This is a genomic window from Vibrio aestuarianus (assembly GCF_012395185.1).
GTDB classification, from domain to species: Bacteria; Pseudomonadota; Gammaproteobacteria; order Enterobacterales; family Vibrionaceae; genus Vibrio; species Vibrio aestuarianus.
This window is the reverse complement of the sequence record NZ_JAAZTU010000051.1, coordinates 1-18,463: the sequence shown is the minus strand read 5'-3', so window position 1 is coordinate 18,463 and position 18,463 is coordinate 1. Positions and strand designations below refer to the sequence as shown.

Genomic DNA, 18,463 nt, shown 5'->3' with positions numbered 1-18,463 from the left:
TGGCGCGTCCTGGAGGATTCGAACCTCCGACCGCCTGGTTCGTAGCCAGGTACTCTATCCAGCTGAGCTAAGGACGCGCAAGGTTTCAACACTGAACAATTATAAATAACCTTCAATGTTAGGATCATTGACCCTTAATAAGTGGCGCGTCCTGGAGGATTCGAACCTCCGACCGCCTGGTTCGTAGCCAGGTACTCTATCCAGCTGAGCTAAGGACGCGCAAGGTTTCAACACTGAATAATTATAAATAATCTTCAATGTTAGGATCATTGACCCTTAATAAGTGGCGCGTCCTGGAGGATTCGAACCTCCGACCGCCTGGTTCGTAGCCAGGTACTCTATCCAGCTGAGCTAAGGACGCGCAAGTTTGTGAACTATATCACAAATTATTTATTTCGGAACAAAAAAATTGACCGAAGGTCAATAAATGGCGGTGAGGGAGGGATTCGAACCCTCGATACGGCTACAAACCGTATACTCCCTTAGCAGGGGAGCGCCTTCGGCCTCTCGGCCACCTCACCGCATTTTCACATTCAATCTAAAGAAAGAATATGGCGCGTCCTGGAGGATTCGAACCTCCGACCGCCTGGTTCGTAGCCAGGTACTCTATCCAGCTGAGCTAAGGACGCACATTGATCTTTATTTGGGTGCAAAACCAAACAAGCAAGAATGGCGGTGAGGGAGGGATTCGAACCCTCGATACGGCTACAAACCGTATACTCCCTTAGCAGGGGAGCGCCTTCGGCCTCTCGGCCACCTCACCGTCTTGCGGAGGCACATATTACTTTTTACCAAAAATATGTCAAACATTTTCTTGGTAAAAACAACAAAAAACAAGTCAAACGTTGGCTATTTAATCAAAGCGCTGTGAATTTGAACTTTTTATATCAATCAACGTAAATAAGTGCTCAGAAATAGCGTACAAAAAAGCTTGAGAACAAGGCAGATTTTTTCGATAAGTAGTTATTCTACAATCAAAAATCTAACACCGTTATCAAGTGTTTTAACAAGCTAGGATATCCAATCATTTACTACGATTGCTACTCGCCATATTAAGGACTTTGGTGCATAAAAAAGGCTAACGAAATTCGCTAGCCTTAATCTGATAATTAGTAGTTGCCAGGTGCAACGTTACCATTACCTTTTTCAGCTTGAATGCGCATGTAGATTTCTTCACGGTGAACAGAAACCTCTTTCGGGGCATTTACACCGATGCGTACTTGGTTACCTTTTACACCAAGTACCGTTACTGTCACTTCATCACCGATCATTAGTGTTTCGCCAACGCGGCGAGTCAAAATTAGCATTCTTTGCTCCTTGAGTAATCTCTGTATTATCTTGCAACTAGGCTATTATCCACCAAAAGTTATATTTTCGTAAACTCTCATTGGTGTCTGATCACCCTAAAAATGCTTGTTTCGGGTGAAAGTCTAATAGTTCGTCCGACGTTATATAGGCATCGTGCAGAATATTTGCCGCTTTATTTACATATTGTGGCTCTACAACCAACATTAAAGATTGCTTATCTACTGAAAGATAGCTCACCTCAACGCCGTGATCTGCCAATAGCTCACATGAACGTTCAACCAGATCCTGAGCTAGTAAACCTACCGTGGTTAATAAACTAACCTGCTCACTATTACGGATTTTTTCATCGAAAACCAGAGCTAATTTAGCGCAGGCATCCTGTTTTATAATGACACCTGTCCATTCTGTTTCCTCGATCACACTCCACACTTCAATACCCAGCATTTGACATTGCTTAGTTAGACTTGAAAAGTGCTCCGGCTGAACGGTAATTAATGCCATCTCTCGCTGTATCGCAATACCGCAAACGGCTTTATTACACTGCTGCCCTTTAATTAGACTACCTGAATTTAAATCAAATGTAGAAAGAACTCGCAGCGGTACTTCATTTTCCCAAGCATATTGAACACAAGGTAAATGCAATACTTTTGCACCCTTACGCGCCATTTCTTCCATTGATGGAAAATCGACAATATCTAACTTCTGAGCCGTTGGAACGACACGTGGATCACATGTGTAAACTCCATCGACATCGGTAAATATTTGGCACTCATCGGCTTTGAGAGCTCCTGCCAGTGTCACAGCACTAGTATCAGAGCCTCCACGTCCTAAAGTGGTGATATCCCCATTCTCATTCATACCCTGAAAACCGGCAACGACAACAATTTGCTCTTGTGCTAGTAACTCAGTAATCGTTCGAGTATCAATAGTTTTAATCGTTGCGTCATTGTGCTGATTGTCTGTCACAATATTCGCTTGAGCTCCGGTTAGTGAGCGCGCAGCATGACCTAATTTATTCAACGTCATTGCTAAAAGTGCCATAGACACTTGCTCACCGGCAGAGAGCAAAACATCAAGTTCTCTTGCCGTTGGTACACTGTCGACTTGTTGGGCTAGGCCCAGTAATCGATTTGTCTCTCCAGACATAGCAGAAACCACGACAACAACTTGATTACCATCATTCTTCGCCTTAATGATGTGTTCAGCGACGGTATGAATTCTTTCAATTGAACCTACCGAGGTTCCGCCAAACTTTTGCACGATAAGGGGCTTTTTCACCGATCTTCACCTTCCCAAGACCAAAGTCTCATTCGGACCAAACCAATAGCTAATAAACCAGTTGACTATCGATTTAGTAGTTACAAAAATAAAACCAAGCAGATAATTGGCTTTGTATGATTTTAAGCCAATTAAACCACTTGGTTAGACAAATAAAATTACGCCCAATCAAAAAATATCAATTGAGCGAGATTAATTACATCGGTTATAGGCGCTCAGCGATCCAAACGTCTACTGACTCAAGTGCTTTAGGTAACGCTTTTGCGTCACTACCACCAGCTTGAGCCATATCCGGGCGACCGCCACCTTTACCGCCAACCTGCAAAGCAACCATATTAACTAGCTCGCCAGCCTTCACTTTAGCGGTAAGATCTTTTGTCACACCAGCAATTAGGCCAACTTTATCATCTGCTACGTTACCAAGCATGATGATGCCGCTACCCAACTGATTCTTCAGTTCATCAACCATCCCACGCAACGCTTTGTTGTCTGCGCCATCAAGTTGAGCAACTAAAACTTTCACTCCAGCAATCTCTTTGACATTACTGATGAGATTTGCGCTTTCTTTTGCAGCAAGTTTATCTTTCATCTGCTGCAATTCTTTTTCAAGCGACTTGGCCTTGAGTGCCATGTCAACCATTTTCGCTTCATATTGAGCATGCTGATGATCCAGTAAATCAAGAGCACCTTCACCAGTTACTGCCTCAATACGTCGAATTCCGGCTGCAATACCACCTTCTGAAACAATCTTAAATAGGCCGATATCACCAGTGCTATTGGCGTGAATACCACCGCAAAGCTCAGTTGAGAATTCACCCATCGACAACACGCGTACTTCATCATCATATTTCTCACCGAAAAGTGCCATTGCGCCTTTTTCTTTCGCTGATTCAATATCCATGATGTTAGTTTCAATCGTATGGTTACGTCGAATTTGAGCATTCACCAGGCGTTCAACTTCTTTTAGTTCAGCTGGTGTTACCGCTTCTAGGTGTGAAAAGTCGAAACGCAAGTTTTCAGCTTTAACCAACGACCCTTTCTGTGCTACATGTGAACCCAATACTTGTCGAAGCGCAGCATGTAATAAGTGAGTGGCTGAGTGGTTCAGTGAAATGGCTGCACGGCGTTTTTCATCGACTAACGCTTCTACGCTATCACCGCTTGCCAACACGCCTTCCACTAATTCACCGTGGTGAGCAATAGCACTACCTAATTTTTGTGTATCTTCAACTTTAAACAGACCGGAATCCGTTTTGATAACACCGGCATCGCCACACTGACCACCAGATTCGGCATAAAACGGCGTTTCAGCCAATACGATAATTGCTTTATCTCCGGCAGAAAGTGAGTCAACTTGCGTACCTTCAACAAAAATAGCTTCAACGTGGCTTTCACCTTTTGTTGAGCTGTAACCACAAAAATCAGTATGCGTATCGACTTTAATTAATGTGTTGTAATCGGTGCCGAATTGACCAGCTTCTCGTGCACGTTGGCGCTGTGCGTCCATCGCTTTTTCAAAGCCTTCTTCATCAATAGACAGACCACGCTCACGTGCAACATCATTAGTTAAATCAGCAGGGAAACCGTAGGTATCATATAGTTTGAATACAGTTTCACCGTCGAGAACTTTGCCATCTAAACTATCCAGAGCATCGTTTAGAATCGCCATACCACGCTCAAGCGTGCGACCAAAGTTTTCTTCTTCAATACGCAATACTTTTTCAACGAGCGCTTGCTGCTTCTTAAGCTCTTCACCAGCGGTTCCCATCACTTCAGCTAAAGGCCCCACCAGTTTGTGGAAAAATGCACCTTGGGCACCCAGTTTATTTCCATGACGGACAGCACGGCGAATTATACGACGAAGCACATATCCACGGCCTTCATTGGATGGCATAACACCATCAACAATCAAAAAAGCACACGAACGAATATGATCAGCAACAACGCGCAAAGATTGGTTAGAAAGATCCTCATAACCAGTTACTTCCGCGGCAGCTTTAATCAGAGTTTGGAATACATCGATTTCATAGTTTGAATGAACGCCCTGCATGATGGCAGAAATACGCTCAATCCCCATTCCGGTATCCACTGACGGTTTAGGCAAAGGTTCCATCGTGCCATCAGCATGACGGTTGAATTGCATGAATACGTTGTTCCAAATCTCGATAAAACGATCACCGTCTTCTTCAGGAGACCCCGGAGGACCGCCCCAGATATGATCACCATGATCGTAAAAAATTTCAGTACAAGGACCACAAGGACCTGTGTCACCCATTTGCCAGAAGTTATCTGACTCGTAAGCTTTACCACCCTTTTTGTCGCCGATACGAATGATACGCTCAGCAGGTACACCTACTTTCTTATTCCAAATATCAAAGGCTTCATCATCGGTTTCATATACGGTGACAAGTAGACGCTCGGCTGGCAATTTTAGTGTTTCAGTCAAAAACTCCCACGCGTATGCAATCGCATCATCTTTGAAATAATCACCAAAGCTGAAGTTACCCAACATTTCAAAGAATGTATGGTGACGAGCAGTAAAACCAACGTTTTCTAAATCGTTATGTTTACCACCGGCTCGCACGCAACGCTGTGCAGTTGTGGCACGCGTATAGGCACGTTTTTCTAAACCTAGAAAACAATCTTTAAATTGGTTCATCCCTGCATTTGTGAATAACAGAGTTGGATCATTAGTCGGTACTAATGATGAACTATCAACAATTTGGTGTCCTTTATTTTCAAAGAACGAGAGAAACGCGCGGCGAACCTCATCAGTGCTCATAAACATGCAGCTCTTCCTGAAATACTCAAGTTAGAATTTTGCGTTATTGTAAAGCATGGACAAGTATTCGACTAGTTTTCTTATGGAAAAGGCAAGAGACCATAAACAACCAATCTATAGCACTAGTTAGCGAAGCGGAAAGATAAATATCCCCAAGTAACCTCAAGTTACTTGGGGATATCCGATAGATTGATAGTTAACCTCAAGACGCTATTAAAAATGAGGGGGTTACATTTCTAATTCTGACAGCGCGTAGCTTATATGTTCAAAGCTAAAACCTCGATATTGCAAAAACCGAACTTGTTTTGCATATTCTTTTGAGCCTTTTGCCGCAGGTTCTCTGAATTTTTTTTCAGCAGCTGCTTTTGCCAATTCAAACCAATCTTGAGGTTCTTGCTCTAACGCTTGTTCAACAATTTCGCTACTGACACGCTTTTGGTTTAATTCTTGGCAAATTCGTCTTTCACCATGGCCTTTAGCTACATGCTGTCTGACCTGACTTTTCGCGTATCGTAAATCATCTAAGTATTGATGCTCTCGACAATAAGTCATTGCCTCATCAACTTTTTCTATCTCAAAGCCTTTTAAGAGTAGTTTCTGGTACAACTCATATTCACCATGATCACGTCTGCTCAGCAGTTGTAGTGCACTTTCTTTGCAGGACGATGTGAGTTTCGAGTTTGATGGATACATAGTAATCCTTAAACAGCGCAGATAAAAAAAGCCCTGCATGCAGGGCTTAATTCACATTTAGTGATGGTTAAAATTCTTCTTCTTTCGGCAACTCAGCGATCTCAGCGTCTTCCGCTACAAGCTCTGTTGGACTAAGCAGCATTTCACGAAGCTTAGCATCTATCGCAGCTGCAGCTGTTGGATTCTCACGTAGATACTTACAAGCGTTAGCCTTACCTTGGCCAATTTTATCGCCATTGTAGCTATACCAAGCACCTGCTTTTTCTACCAACTTGTTCTTAACACCAAGATCAACCAGCTCACCTTCGCGGTTAAAGCCTTGTCCATATAGGATCTGGGTCTCAGCTTGTTTAAATGGCGCTGCAATTTTGTTCTTCACAACTTTAATGCGCGTTTCGTTACCAACCACTTCATCGCCCTCTTTGATAGAGCCGGTACGACGAATATCTAAACGTACAGATGCATAGAATTTAAGCGCATTACCACCAGTTGTCGTTTCTGGGTTACCAAACATGACACCAATCTTCATACGAATTTGGTTAATGAAGATACACATACAGTTTGACTGCTTGAGATTACCCGTAAGCTTGCGCATTGCTTGCGAAAGCATACGAGCTTGAAGACCCATATGGCTATCGCCCATCTCGCCTTCAATTTCAGCTTTAGGTGTTAATGCTGCGACCGAGTCGACAACAATCACGTCAATCGCACCGGAACGAGCCAATGCATCACAAATTTCTAATGCTTGCTCGCCAGTATCAGGCTGAGAAACAAGCAGAGCATCAATATCGACACCAAGCTTTTTAGCGTAGATTGGATCAAGAGCGTGCTCAGCATCGATAAAGGCACATGTTTTTCCCACACGTTGAGCTGCAGCAATCAGTTCTAATGTCAGCGTTGTTTTACCTGACGATTCCGGGCCATAGACTTCAACAATACGCCCCATTGGTAAGCCACCAGCACCCAATGCAATATCCAGAGAAAGTGAACCAGTAGAGATGGTTTCAACATCCATCGTACGGTTATCACCTAGGCGCATGATCGAACCTTTACCGAATTGCTTTTCAATTTGACCCAATGCTGCGGCCAACGCCTTCTGTTTATTTTCGTCCATTACTTTCTCCAAACTTTCGCTCTTGGTTGCGGTGCGTTATTTTTTATCGACTCTTACGTCGTCAATTGGGATTAATTATACTGTTGATTCATACAGTGTCTATAGCTGTGTGATATTTTTTCTCAATCAACGAACATTTCTCACACATGATCACACTAGGTGATCATGTAACGCTTGCAATGCATGATCAATCGCTTGAGTTCGTACTGCTGTTCTATCACCAATAAAATGTTGAGTTTCGACTTTTAGCCAACCTTGCTTATCCGCCCAAGCAAAGCATACTGTACCTACAGGTTTTTCATCACTGCCACCGCTTGGTCCTGCAATACCACTGATAGAAACCCCGATGGTTGCACGCGAGTGTTTCAGAGCCCCATGAACCATTTCAATAACGATAGGTTCACTCACCGCGCCATATTTTTCTAAAGTGACAGGACTAACTCCTACCATCTCAATTTTAGCTTCATTACTGTAGGTAACAAAAGCTCTGTCAAACCATGCTGAACTACCCGCTATATCGGTGATAGCAGTTGCTACCCCACCACCAGTACATGATTCAGCTGTCGCTAATACCAGTTTATGTGCGAATAAAAGTTGACCGACATCTTGACTCAGTTGCTGCTGTGATTCCATGCTTAATCCCCGCTACGCCTTTTTAATAGAAATAGAGTACTTCTATCCTATGCCGCTATCTTAATAAACAAAAGTGGTAACCACACAATTCATTCACCATGACAATAATGTTTTGATTCGCAAATACATCGATACTCAACTTGATTCGCAATAATTTTTAATTGGGATATTGTGGATAACTTCATCAAATAATAATTTCATTAAAAATTTCTTATTTAGTTCAATTTATAAAAACATATAGTTGGCAAATAGTAACAAAATATTTCAAAAAATTAAGTCACTTAAAACCCAACGAGCTAGATGTAATTATTTTTAACAAAAAAGGAACACAATAATAACGTAGCACAAGTGATATTTAATTAAAAAAACATTAATATTTTTATTATCAAGATACGTTTTGATATTTTTTTCTGGCAAGACCTCACAATTTAAAACATCGCCACACTTCAACCTTTCTCAAACAAACAAAATGCATAATGATTCATAAAGAAATTAACAGCATTCTTTGGTAAGAATTATCTCACTTGCACCTTGATGTTTTTATCCATCATAATTATGAGCTTATTGCAAAAAGCAACCGAACAACACAAGAGTGAATGAATAAAAATTCATAAAAAAAGAGCAAACACCACCCATTAAAGCTGACTATATAATTAAAACCAATAAAATCCATATTAATAAATTAAGCGTTCGAATTAAGAAAATAGTTTAATAAACAGCTCTTTGCTCAATAATCATTAACCAAAATAATGAGTAAACATAATAAACATTAAAAATACCAATAATAAAAATATCATTACCTATAACAGTCAACACAACCTAAACAAGGTTAATTTAAAAGGATATACCATGAAAAAAACATTAGGGGCAGCAATGCTTCTTATTGCTGGGTTTAGTTTAAGCCCTATTGCCGCGGCTGTAGCTGAAAATGTGAATATTGATGTTTCAGCAAATGAAAGCCAATGGTGGAGCACTTATAGCGTTGAAATTAAGAACACTTCCAATCAAGACATTGATATGACGGAGTCTACGGTAGAATTTTTGTTACCGAATGCTATAAATGATGTTAATTTCTCATCTTCAGCACTATCATACCCGAGCTGGAGTATTGAGCATGAATTCACTGCTGAAGGTGTTTATCACACTATCACCTATAAATTTGATAGCGGTGCATGGGTTAAAAATACACTCCCTAGTGGTGCATCATTTGCTCTTTCCTTTGGACTTAATAGCCAACTTCCTGATTTCAAATCGTTTGAAAACTCAATCAAATTTAATGGTTCAGGTGGTGAACAACCGCCAGCACCAGAATTAGAATTGTCAATTCTTGCTCCTATTGATGGACAGAGATTGGTATCCAATGAAGCGACCGACATTACGATTTCTGTTGAAGGTGAGAGCGCGTCTACAGTCGAGTTTTGGGTCGCTGGCAGTAAACTTGCCGAGCAGAATATCGAGCAAGACACAACAGATTACTCGCAATCTTGGACACCGAGTGAACTGGGTTTAACCATCATCGATGTGCTGGTGTTTGATGAGCAAAACCAACAACTCAAACAGCAATCTGTCACGGTTGAAGTTGAATCTGATCACGATTTCTCAGCACCAGAAGTTCGCTTCATTACCCCAGAAAATGGCGCGACTTTTAACAAAACAGAAACGGTATCGATCTCTGTTGATACCTTCGATTCTGATGATGACTTGACCTCCGTGGTCATCAAAGCCAATAACGCTCCAATTTGTGAATTTGATGCTAAGCAAGTCGATCAATTTGATTGTGATTGGCAGCCTTCACAAGCGGGCAGTGTCACACTTAGCGCCATCGCTACTGATGAGCAGAACTTATCAAACACGACAAGTGTACAAATTACCGTTACCGAATCGAGCAACAGCTGTGGTGATGTCGCACCATATCAAGACGGAGTCAGCTACCAAGTTGGCGATCGCGTTTCGAATGTTGGTGAAGTCTTTTCATGTACAGTATTTGGCTGGTGTGGTGACCCAATATGGGCACCAGGAACTGGGCATCCTAGCTACCCTGATGCTTGGAAAGATGCTTGGCAATCAGAAGGGCAATGTGATCCAAACGCGGTACCTGAAATTGGTTTAGAGAGTCCATCTCACGGTGAGCGCCTATCTCCTAATAAATCTTTTGACGTGATTGTCAATGCGACTGATGAAGATGGCGAAGTCGTAAAAGTAGAAGCGCTGCTTAACGGTATGGTTGTAGCAACCGCTACGCAACCAACATCAGGCAATCAGTACAAACTGACAGTTCCAGGTCAGGCAGAAGGCACTTATGAATTAGTCACTGCAGCTTATGATGACAAAGGTGCATCAGCGGCAACAGCACCAATTACACTAGCGATTACCGATAGAGATCTTGTTGTCGGTCTTACCTCTCCATTGGATGGTTCAAAATTCACGCAGGGACGTAGCATTAAACTTGCCGCTGACGCAGAAAGCTTCGTTGGCTCTATTAAATCAGTGACCTTCAAAGTCAATGGAACAGAGCTAGTCACTCTGAATAAAGCACCATACGAATATGAGTGGATTGGTGCACAAGAAGGGACTCACACCATTGAGGCTATTGCCATCAATACTGAAGGTGACACACTAGCGAGCCCAGTATCGACGATTGAAGTACAGGAAGCGAAACCAGAAACAGGTTTACGTGATAACCCAGATCGTTCAATTACTTACTTGACGTCTTGGGGCCTGACAAATATTGAAGAACTTCAAAACTCTCAAGGTGACGCTTACTTCTTGTCTTTTGGTCAGTGGGACTCTAACGGTAACATCCAAGTAACGGATGGAATGATTGAACCGTCTTACAACGACTCTTGGATGGCTCCTGGCTACCAGTCATGGACAGAGCTGAAACATAGTTATCCAAATAAAACCATGATGGTTGCATTTGGCGGGCAAACGCATGAAGGCATGTGGGCTCACATGGCCTCTCCAGCGGCACGCGAAGCGATTGCAAATGGCCTTGTTGAAATGATGAACAAGCCTTATCCAGTGTACAAGAAGAACCTCAAACCAGAAGAAATGGTTGGTGAATGTCTTGCGACCGACTGGTCTGGCGAATGTGATTACAGCAAGTATCAACTTGCCGGTTATGTCAGCATTGATGGTATCGATTTCGACTACGAAAAAGCCGCACGCCTCACTGAACAAGAGAACCGCAACTTAGAAGCGTTGATTGATTTGATTCGTGCCAAAGTTGGCATGAGTAAGATTATCTCGTTGACGACTTACCACGTAGGTGCGGACCCTGTTGAGTGTGAAAACCCAAATGTATACGAAAACTGTTCATTTATTGAACCGGATCGCTCAAGCCATCATGGGGAGGTTATCTCGCTTATTCAGAACACTAAAGATAGCGTTGATTTCTTCAATGTAATGGCATACGACGCGGGTCAAAACTTCAAATACGACGTTGCCATGGCGAACTATGCCAAACACGTTGGTGACCCATCAAAAATCGTGCTAGGTGCAACAATCAATAAACAATGGGGCCCAGCTGGCCAATTTGTTGAAACTCGTGAAAATAATATTGAGCGAGCAAAATGGCAAAAAGCTCAAGGATACGGCGGTTTCTTTATTTGGACATTAGGCTCAAATACTGAAAGCCTTTCTATGCAAGAGCAAGTTGAATACTTCAACGAGATGATTTCTCACAACTAAACAATCGCAGAAGGTGCTGTTTAAACGCAGCACCTCTTATCAACTAAATTTCGTCGATAAGACGTATTCATAGTAATTAAGGGAATAACAATATGCTTAAGAAAAGTAAATTAGCCGCTGTATTAGCTGGCGTGCTATTTAGCGGCTATTTGTACGCTGCTGAACCTTATGACAGCAGTAAGTCATATTCTGGTGGCTCTCAGGTCAGTTTAAACGATAAATTGTATGAAGCTAAATGGTGGGCAAACCCAGGCCAAAGTCCGACAGATGACTATGCTAATGATTGGGATTCACCATGGAAACTCATTGGTGACACCGATCCAACACCAGATCCTGGTCCAGAGCCGGGCCCAGGACCAGGTCCAGGTGACGTCACGCCATTTATTCCAGGTCAAACCCAAGTAAATAATGGTGATATGGTTTCCTATAATGGTGAGTGCTTTATCGCTAAAAACAGTCCTGGCACTTGGGAAACTCCATCCGCTAGCTCTTGGTTTTGGGATTTAGTCGATTGTCCAGACGACGGGAATGGTCCAATTGATCCTCCTATCGATCCACCTCAATTAGAGTTCTCTATTGTTTCTCCTAATAACAATGATTCACTTGAATTGAATCAAAACACAAGCATCACAACTCGCATTGTAGGGGGCGGTGCTGAAAAAGTAGAATTTTGGGTCAACAACGGCAAGTTTGGTGAACAGAACGTTGAGAAAAGCAAAGAACTTTATTCTCAATCATGGACACCAACTGAGGTTGGTAGCGCTGCAATATCTGTTTATGTATATGCTGCTGATAATCAATTGATTGAACAACAATCAGTTAACGTTAATGTCTTCGAGGAAGAAGAATTACCATCAGCTCCAGAAGTACGCTTTATTAGCCCAAATAACGGCTCAACGTTTGATGTACCAGCAACTGTAGCAATTGCAGTACAAGCTACAGACAAAGATGAAAACTTAGTGTCAGTTGTAGTAAAAGCAAACAATCAACAAATCTGTGAGTTTGATGCTAGAACTGAGACCGAGTTTGCGTGTAACTGGAATGCGACCACTCCAGGCAATGTTACGCTTGAAACCATCGCTATTGATGACAGTGATCTAGCTGCTCGTGCGTCGATTCAAATTACGATTAACGAGGAAGAAATCACACCGCCACCACCGCCACCACCAACGGGCGAATTGTGTGATGACTTTAACGTTTACCCAGACTGGACACGTGGAGATCATGCATCGAATGGCGACATTATGGTGCACAACAATATCGCTTATGAGGCAATCTACTGGACTCAATCTACACCAGGTAGCGATGGTTCATGGAACCACCATGTGAACTGTGATGGCACACCACCAGGGACAGCCCCTCTTCTTTCGCTACCGAATCCATTAGATCCGGTTCGATTGGAAGTCGCTGGTTGGCCGAATCATTTGGTTGTAGCAAGCCCATCAACAGCAGCACCTAGCTCAATCGTTATTGATACGGTAAATAGTGATGAGATTGCCGATCTGGCTAAATTAACCAGCAGCTTCGTTGCATTGATTGAAGCAAGTAAAAATGCAGCAACATCATCCATTATTATCAAAGGTGATGTGCTTGATAAAGCCACAATGGACAAAGGACAAGGCTTAGGCTCCGTTGCAGTAAAACAAGCTTTGGTTCAAGCGATTGATATCACTGGCGCGAATATTGACATCGATGAAGTGAATACTCTGACCAATGACGCAAAAGGTTGGGCTCAAGCCTATAACTTGGTGATCTCAACGGTTGCACCACAAGCAACATTCGGTTGGACAGTGAGTATCGGTGACTTCGCTTATAACAAACATTCTGGTCGTCAGTCTGTTTGGGATTCTGCATCTCAATACTCTGCAGATATGCTAAATGACTTTAAGCTTTACGATCTAGAATCAAGCTATAAAGCGGATTTCCTTGTTTACACTAAATCGAGTGAAACTCCAGCTCTAGATGGTGAGCAATGGCACAACGCTCTTGAATACGTTAAGCAAGTGAGTGACTACGTTAAAACTCCAGTTATGTTAGCTGATATCCCAACAGCTCAAGCTGCGCAGTACTTTATGGGTAAAACAACAGCAGAACGTCAACTACGTAAAGCGGCCTTTAGTAACGTATTTGCTATCAAGTTTGACCAAAACAGTTCTGAGCTAACAAGCAAGATCGAAGAGTACCAAGGAGCTCAAGTTCCACTTTATTACGCTGGTGATGGCTCTCATGAGGGGCCACTAACCGCTATCGAAGAGTTGAACAGACAACTCATCGCAGCTGAAGATGTGATGAATAATCAAGCCTTCTTGTTTGAAACACCACAATCACAGTGGATTCCATCAACAGTATACAAATGGCAAGACTTCCTTGATGGTCTAAGTGCAATGCATAACATTGGTGTCGCTGGAAATAAATTCTGGCTGATTGATGAAAATGCAGATGAAGAGACCAACATCAAGTATGCGAAAGTCGCGATCGCTGCATTCTTAGCACAAAGTATGCAAGAAACGATTCGCTACAATGCCTGTGATGAAAACAACTGGTCAGAATCAAGATGGGGCGCACCTACGGATTACCCTATGGCAGCAAGTTGTGGTCAGCTTGGTCAGCGTTATGCCGATTACGGTGTCAACCCTATTTCTGGTTTAGACCATGCTTATTCTTGTCCTCGTAACGATAAGATGGAAGTAAGCGCTCTAACTCATGCACAGTGGTATGGCGCGCCAGCTCCAGTGTTCGCAGCACCTGATGCTGTGCTAGAAGAGCGTGGCTTGCTTGTTAATGGTTTTGCTGGTCGTTGGACTAACAATGGTCACTGTAATGAAGTGCCAGAAACGGTCGATACTTCTAAGCAAGTATGGGAACGTGATGAGTGTAAAGTTTACGTAGGCCAAAAAGCCGGTACATTCCTTTGGGATGGCAGCAGCCAAGAAAGCGTTCAAGGCTGTGGCTGGTGGGGCCGTGGTGTTATTCAAACCACAGGTCGTCAGAACTTTGGTACTCTGAACCACTACCTGGGTAGATCTCATGTAGATCCAAGCACGATTGGTCAAACCATTGATGGGCTAACAGTCGAGGCTCCACCAACGAACCCTCTATATGCTGAACTTGATTTCTGTTCTAACCCTGGACTTATCTGTAGTTCAGAAAAAAATAAAGAAATTAAGTGGATTGCAGGTCTATTTTACTGGGTAACATCGGTACAAGCTTATCCTGATGAAAGCGGCTTGTATCCAGGTTGGAACTACCATAACGAACTTAAAAAGTATGTTGATGGTGGTATGAAGGGAACTCAATTCATTGATGACGTATCAGGTATCGTTAACCGAGGATGTCCTGATTTAACCTGTGATACTGGTGATGTGCACAACGTTGAAGAACGTCGTGATAACTTCAATAAAGTATTAACACTTCTTGGCTTGAACCCACAGTAAGAGCAACTAAAAGCCACCAGCCATTTTTATGGTTGGTGGCTTTATTCATTAAGTTTGATTTCGTATCAAGATCTGTTTCACAAACTCAAGAATTTCATATCAAGCCATCGAGCAACTGACATTGAAGTGCTCAATGACATCAAGCCTTGCACTCTCCCAATGCTTAAAACTCATGGGCAACAGTACGAAGCTTCGACACGCCCTAGTGATTATTAATATAATAAACAACATTAACGCTTTGATTCGCGCTCGAAAAGAGCAAAACGTATCCTCATACCCGCATCTCAATTGCTCTATCTGTAATAGGTTTGCTATTCTTCCTACCAATTAATTTTACAGCCCTTTTACTGTTTTATGCTGGAATTCTCCCGCATAGCATGGGATTTTAGAGATATCTCCATCTCGTAACCGATTGAATCTAAAAAATGAAAGAAAAGCCGAATAAAAATCAAGAGTTGAAAAGCTCACATACACCGATGATGCAACAATATCTTCGTTTAAAAGCCGAAAACCCAGATATTTTGTTGTTCTATCGAATGGGCGATTTCTACGAGCTTTTTTACGATGATGCGAAACGTGCTTCTCAACTATTAGATATTTCACTCACTAAGCGAGGAGCTTCTGCCGGTGAACCGATCCCAATGGCTGGTGTCCCTTATCACGCAGTAGAAGGTTACTTGGCAAAATTAGTACAACAGGGTGAATCAGTCGCTATTTGTGAACAAATTGGTGACCCGGCAACCAGTAAAGGGCCGGTTGAACGTAAAGTAGTACGCATCGTGACACCCGGCACAGTGACTGATGAAGCACTACTGTCAGAACGAGTGGATAACCTAATTGCAGCTATCTATCATCAAAATGGAAAATTTGGTTACGCGACATTAGATATCACCTCTGGTCGTTTTCAATTAACCGAACCAGAAACCGATGAAGCGATGATGGCGGAACTACAACGCACTGCGCCTCGTGAATTATTATTTCCGGAAGATTTTGAGCCAGTATCACTGATGGCAAACCGCAAAGGTAACCGCCGCCGACCAGTGTGGGAATTTGAGCTAGAAACCGCAAAGCAGCAACTTAATCAACAATTTGCAACACGAGATCTAATTGGTTTTGGGGTTGAGCATGCCCAGCTTGGGTTATGCGCTGCAGGTTGTTTGATCCAATACGTAAAAGATACTCAGCGAACCGCACTACCACATATTCGCTCATTAACCTTTGATCGCCAAGATCACTCAGTGATCTTGGATGCAGCAACGCGCCGTAATTTGGAAATAACCCAAAACCTTGCTGGTGGTTTTGACAATACACTGTCCGAAGTACTCGATCATTGTGCAACGCCGATGGGCAGTCGTATGCTAAAACGTTGGTTACATCAACCAATGCGCTGTACGGACACGCTAAACCAACGGCTTGATGCAATTGGGGAAATCAAACAACAGACACTATTTACTGATTTGCACCCCGTGCTCAAACAAATTGGCGACATTGAACGTATTTTGGCGCGACTTGCTCTTCGTTCAGCACGCCCACGAGATATGGCTCGCCTTCGTCATGCAATGCAGCAACTGCCAGAACTCCACGAGGTGCTACAAAATTTATCGCAACCTTATTTAGTGAAGCTCACTCAATATGCTCAACCGCTGGGTGAGCTATGTGAATTACTTGAAAAAGCGATTAAAGAAAATCCGCCGGTTGTGATCCGTGACGGTGGCGTTATTGCCGATGGCTATAGCGCAGAACTCGACGAATGGCGCAACTTAGCCAATGGTGCGACTGAATATCTTGAAAAAATGGAAGCGGAAGAGCGTGAACGCCACGGTATTGATACGCTGAAAGTCGGATACAACGCTGTCCACGGTTTCTATATTCAAGTGAGCCGAGGCCAAAGCCACCTTGTACCTCCTCATTATATACGCCGCCAAACGTTAAAAAATGCAGAACGCTATATTATCCCTGAGTTAAAAGCTCATGAAGATAAGGTGCTCAATTCCAAATCAAAAGCATTAGCAGTAGAAAAACAACTTTGGGAAGAGCTGTTCGATTTATTGCTACCTCACCTTGAGCAAATGCAAAACTTGGCGTCATCGTTATCTCAAATCGATGTACTGCAAAACCTGGCAGAGCGTGCTGACAGTTTAGACTACTGCCGCCCAACATTAAGTAATGAGCCCGCCATACATATTCAAGCGGGTCGTCACCCGGTTGTAGAGCAAGTAATGAGTGACCCATTTATTGCTAATCCTATCGAGCTAACCCCACAACGTAAAATGTTGATCATTACCGGCCCTAACATGGGCGGTAAATCAACTTATATGCGTCAAACGGCGTTAATCACCTTGTTAGCACATATTGGTTCTTATGTTCCCGCCGAATCGGCAAAAATTGGCTCGATTGATCGTATTTTTACCCGTATTGGAGCCTCGGATGATCTGGCTTCTGGTCGTTCTACATTCATGGTGGAAATGACAGAAACGGCCAATATATTGCACAATGCGACAGCAAACAGCTTAGTATTGATGGATGAAATTGGCCGCGGTACGAGCACTTATGATGGTTTATCTTTAGCCTGGGCCAGTGCGGAATGGTTAGCGACTAAAATTGGTGCCCTCACATTGTTTGCCACTCACTACTTTGAATTAACCGAGTTGCCTAACCAACTGCCTCATTTAGCCAACGTCCACTTGGATGCTGTCGAACATGGTGAAAGTATTGCTTTTATGCATGCTGTCCAAGAAGGTGCGGCAAGTAAATCTTACGGACTGGCTGTTGCTGGCTTGGCAGGTGTACCGAAAACCGTTATAAAAAATGCGCGCGCAAAATTGTCACAACTAGAATTAATGAGTCAACAATCGCTCACGACGAAAAGTGCAACGGTTGATATCGCAAATCAACTGAGCTTAATTCCGGAACCAAGTGAGGTGGAGCAAGCATTAGCTAACATCATTCCCGATGATCTAACGCCTCGCCAAGCATTGGAAGAACTATATCGCTTAAAGAAACTGCTATAGAAGTATCAAGCTAAAATCGACGTAACAAACAAAAAAGGGACGGTTTCAACACCGTGCCCTTATCTGTTTTTGTTAGTAACCACTAATCATTTTCAATGTTAAACAACGATTCCATGTTGAGACCTTGTTTAACGAGGATCTCTCTTAAACGACGTAATCCTTCCACTTGAATTTGGCGAACCCGTTCACGCGTTAGGTTAATCTCGCGGCCCACTTCTTCCAATGTTGATGGCTCATAACCTAATAGACCAAAACGACGTGCCAATACTTCTTTTTGTTTTGGATTGAGCTCATTGAGCCAATTAATCAATGAGTTTCGAATATCATCATCTTGCGTAGAGATTTCAGGATCAGAATTGTTTGCATCTGGAATGATATCCAATAGTGCCTTATGGGGTTTGAAGTCCAACGGTACAGAAAACAACGCTAAGGGGGTTAACAGACTGATATTAATCATATTATTCTCTGTGAAGTCCAATGGAACGAAAACGTACGATAAGGCGTTAATGTATTGCGTCCC

General features: G+C 42.8%; 10 protein-coding genes and 6 tRNA genes. 3 read left to right on the top strand and 13 right to left on the bottom strand.

The window, feature by feature from the left end; all coding sequences use genetic code 11:
* The 12 genes from HGG78_RS17475 to pncC all read right to left on the bottom strand — a co-directional run bounded on the left by HGG78_RS17475 (window position 1) and on the right by pncC (window position 7,808).
* A tRNA-Arg gene (locus HGG78_RS17475) sits at window positions 1-77 on the bottom strand.
* A gap of 65 nt (window positions 78-142) precedes the next feature.
* A tRNA-Arg gene (locus tag HGG78_RS17470) sits at window positions 143-219 on the bottom strand.
* A 65-nt stretch (window positions 220-284) separates the two neighbouring features.
* Window positions 285-361, bottom strand: a tRNA-Arg gene (locus HGG78_RS17465).
* Window positions 362-428: 67 nt separating this feature from the next.
* A tRNA-Ser gene (locus tag HGG78_RS17460) sits at window positions 429-521 on the bottom strand.
* A 31-nt stretch (window positions 522-552) separates the two neighbouring features.
* Window positions 553-629 (bottom strand) — tRNA-Arg (locus HGG78_RS17455).
* Between the two features lie 41 nt (window positions 630-670).
* Window positions 671-763 (bottom strand) — tRNA-Ser (locus tag HGG78_RS17450).
* Window positions 764-1,109: 346 nt separating this feature from the next.
* Window positions 1,110-1,307, bottom strand: coding sequence for a carbon storage regulator CsrA (csrA, locus tag HGG78_RS17445; RefSeq protein ID WP_009847619.1), 198 nt, complete (start codon window positions 1,305-1,307; stop codon window positions 1,110-1,112).
* A 91-nt stretch (window positions 1,308-1,398) separates the two neighbouring features.
* Window positions 1,399-2,586 carry an aspartate kinase gene (locus tag HGG78_RS17440; protein ID WP_172533641.1) on the bottom strand — a complete coding sequence of 396 codons (1,188 nt, stop codon included), beginning with the start codon at window positions 2,584-2,586 and terminating at the stop codon, window positions 1,399-1,401.
* A gap of 205 nt (window positions 2,587-2,791) precedes the next feature.
* Window positions 2,792-5,374: an alanine--tRNA ligase gene (gene alaS, locus HGG78_RS17435; protein ID WP_172533640.1), complete on the bottom strand. Its 2,583-nt coding sequence runs from the start codon at window positions 5,372-5,374 to the stop codon at window positions 2,792-2,794.
* Window positions 5,375-5,596: 222 nt separating this feature from the next.
* The gene (gene recX, locus HGG78_RS17430) at window positions 5,597-6,061 is read right to left on the bottom strand and encodes a recombination regulator RecX (protein ID WP_053311358.1); all 465 of its coding nucleotides are present in this window, start codon (window positions 6,059-6,061) and stop codon (window positions 5,597-5,599) included.
* A gap of 67 nt (window positions 6,062-6,128) precedes the next feature.
* Window positions 6,129-7,175 carry a recombinase RecA gene (gene recA, locus HGG78_RS17425; RefSeq protein WP_053311359.1) on the bottom strand — a complete coding sequence of 349 codons (1,047 nt, stop codon included), beginning with the start codon at window positions 7,173-7,175 and terminating at the stop codon, window positions 6,129-6,131.
* A 150-nt stretch (window positions 7,176-7,325) separates the two neighbouring features.
* Entirely contained in the window at window positions 7,326-7,808 is a 483-nt protein-coding gene (gene pncC / locus HGG78_RS17420; RefSeq protein ID WP_053311360.1) for a nicotinamide-nucleotide amidase, read from the bottom strand.
* 849 nt (window positions 7,809-8,657) lie between these two features.
* Here pncC and HGG78_RS17415 point away from each other — a divergent pair.
* The 3 genes from HGG78_RS17415 (at window position 8,658) to mutS (ending at window position 17,943) form a co-directional block, all read left to right on the top strand.
* Window positions 8,658-11,498, top strand: a complete 2,841-nt coding sequence (locus tag HGG78_RS17415; protein ID WP_172533638.1) for an Ig-like domain-containing protein — start codon at window positions 8,658-8,660, stop codon at window positions 11,496-11,498.
* 92 nt (window positions 11,499-11,590) lie between these two features.
* The gene (locus HGG78_RS17410) at window positions 11,591-14,932 is read left to right on the top strand and encodes an Ig-like domain-containing protein (RefSeq protein ID WP_172533637.1); all 3,342 of its coding nucleotides are present in this window, start codon (window positions 11,591-11,593) and stop codon (window positions 14,930-14,932) included.
* A 425-nt stretch (window positions 14,933-15,357) separates the two neighbouring features.
* Window positions 15,358-17,943, top strand: coding sequence for a DNA mismatch repair protein MutS (gene mutS, locus HGG78_RS17405; protein WP_172533636.1), 2,586 nt, complete (start codon window positions 15,358-15,360; stop codon window positions 17,941-17,943).
* An 82-nt stretch (window positions 17,944-18,025) separates the two neighbouring features.
* Here the strand turns inward: mutS and HGG78_RS17400 are convergent.
* On the bottom strand, window positions 18,026-18,463 hold a 438-nt coding region (locus HGG78_RS17400), incomplete at its 5' end, for a sigma-70 family RNA polymerase sigma factor (RefSeq protein WP_254068248.1).

What these genes read in the sequence shown, in the direction of transcription:
- csrA (WP_009847619.1), bottom strand. Translation starts at nt 1,307, where the DNA reads ATGCTAATTTTGACTCGCCGCGTTGGCGAAACACTAATGATCGGTGAT.
- alaS (WP_172533640.1), bottom strand. Translation starts at nt 5,374, where the DNA reads ATGTTTATGAGCACTGATGAGGTTCGCCGCGCGTTTCTCTCGTTCTTT.
- recX (WP_053311358.1), bottom strand. Translation starts at nt 6,061, where the DNA reads ATGTATCCATCAAACTCGAAACTCACATCGTCCTGCAAAGAAAGTGCA.
- recA (WP_053311359.1), bottom strand. Translation starts at nt 7,175, where the DNA reads ATGGACGAAAATAAACAGAAGGCGTTGGCCGCAGCATTGGGTCAAATT.
- pncC (WP_053311360.1), bottom strand. Translation starts at nt 7,808, where the DNA reads ATGGAATCACAGCAGCAACTGAGTCAAGATGTCGGTCAACTTTTATTC.
- HGG78_RS17415 (WP_172533638.1), top strand. Translation starts at nt 8,658, where the DNA reads ATGAAAAAAACATTAGGGGCAGCAATGCTTCTTATTGCTGGGTTTAGT.
- HGG78_RS17410 (WP_172533637.1), top strand. Translation starts at nt 11,591, where the DNA reads ATGCTTAAGAAAAGTAAATTAGCCGCTGTATTAGCTGGCGTGCTATTT.
- mutS (WP_172533636.1), top strand. Translation starts at nt 15,358, where the DNA reads ATGAAAGAAAAGCCGAATAAAAATCAAGAGTTGAAAAGCTCACATACA.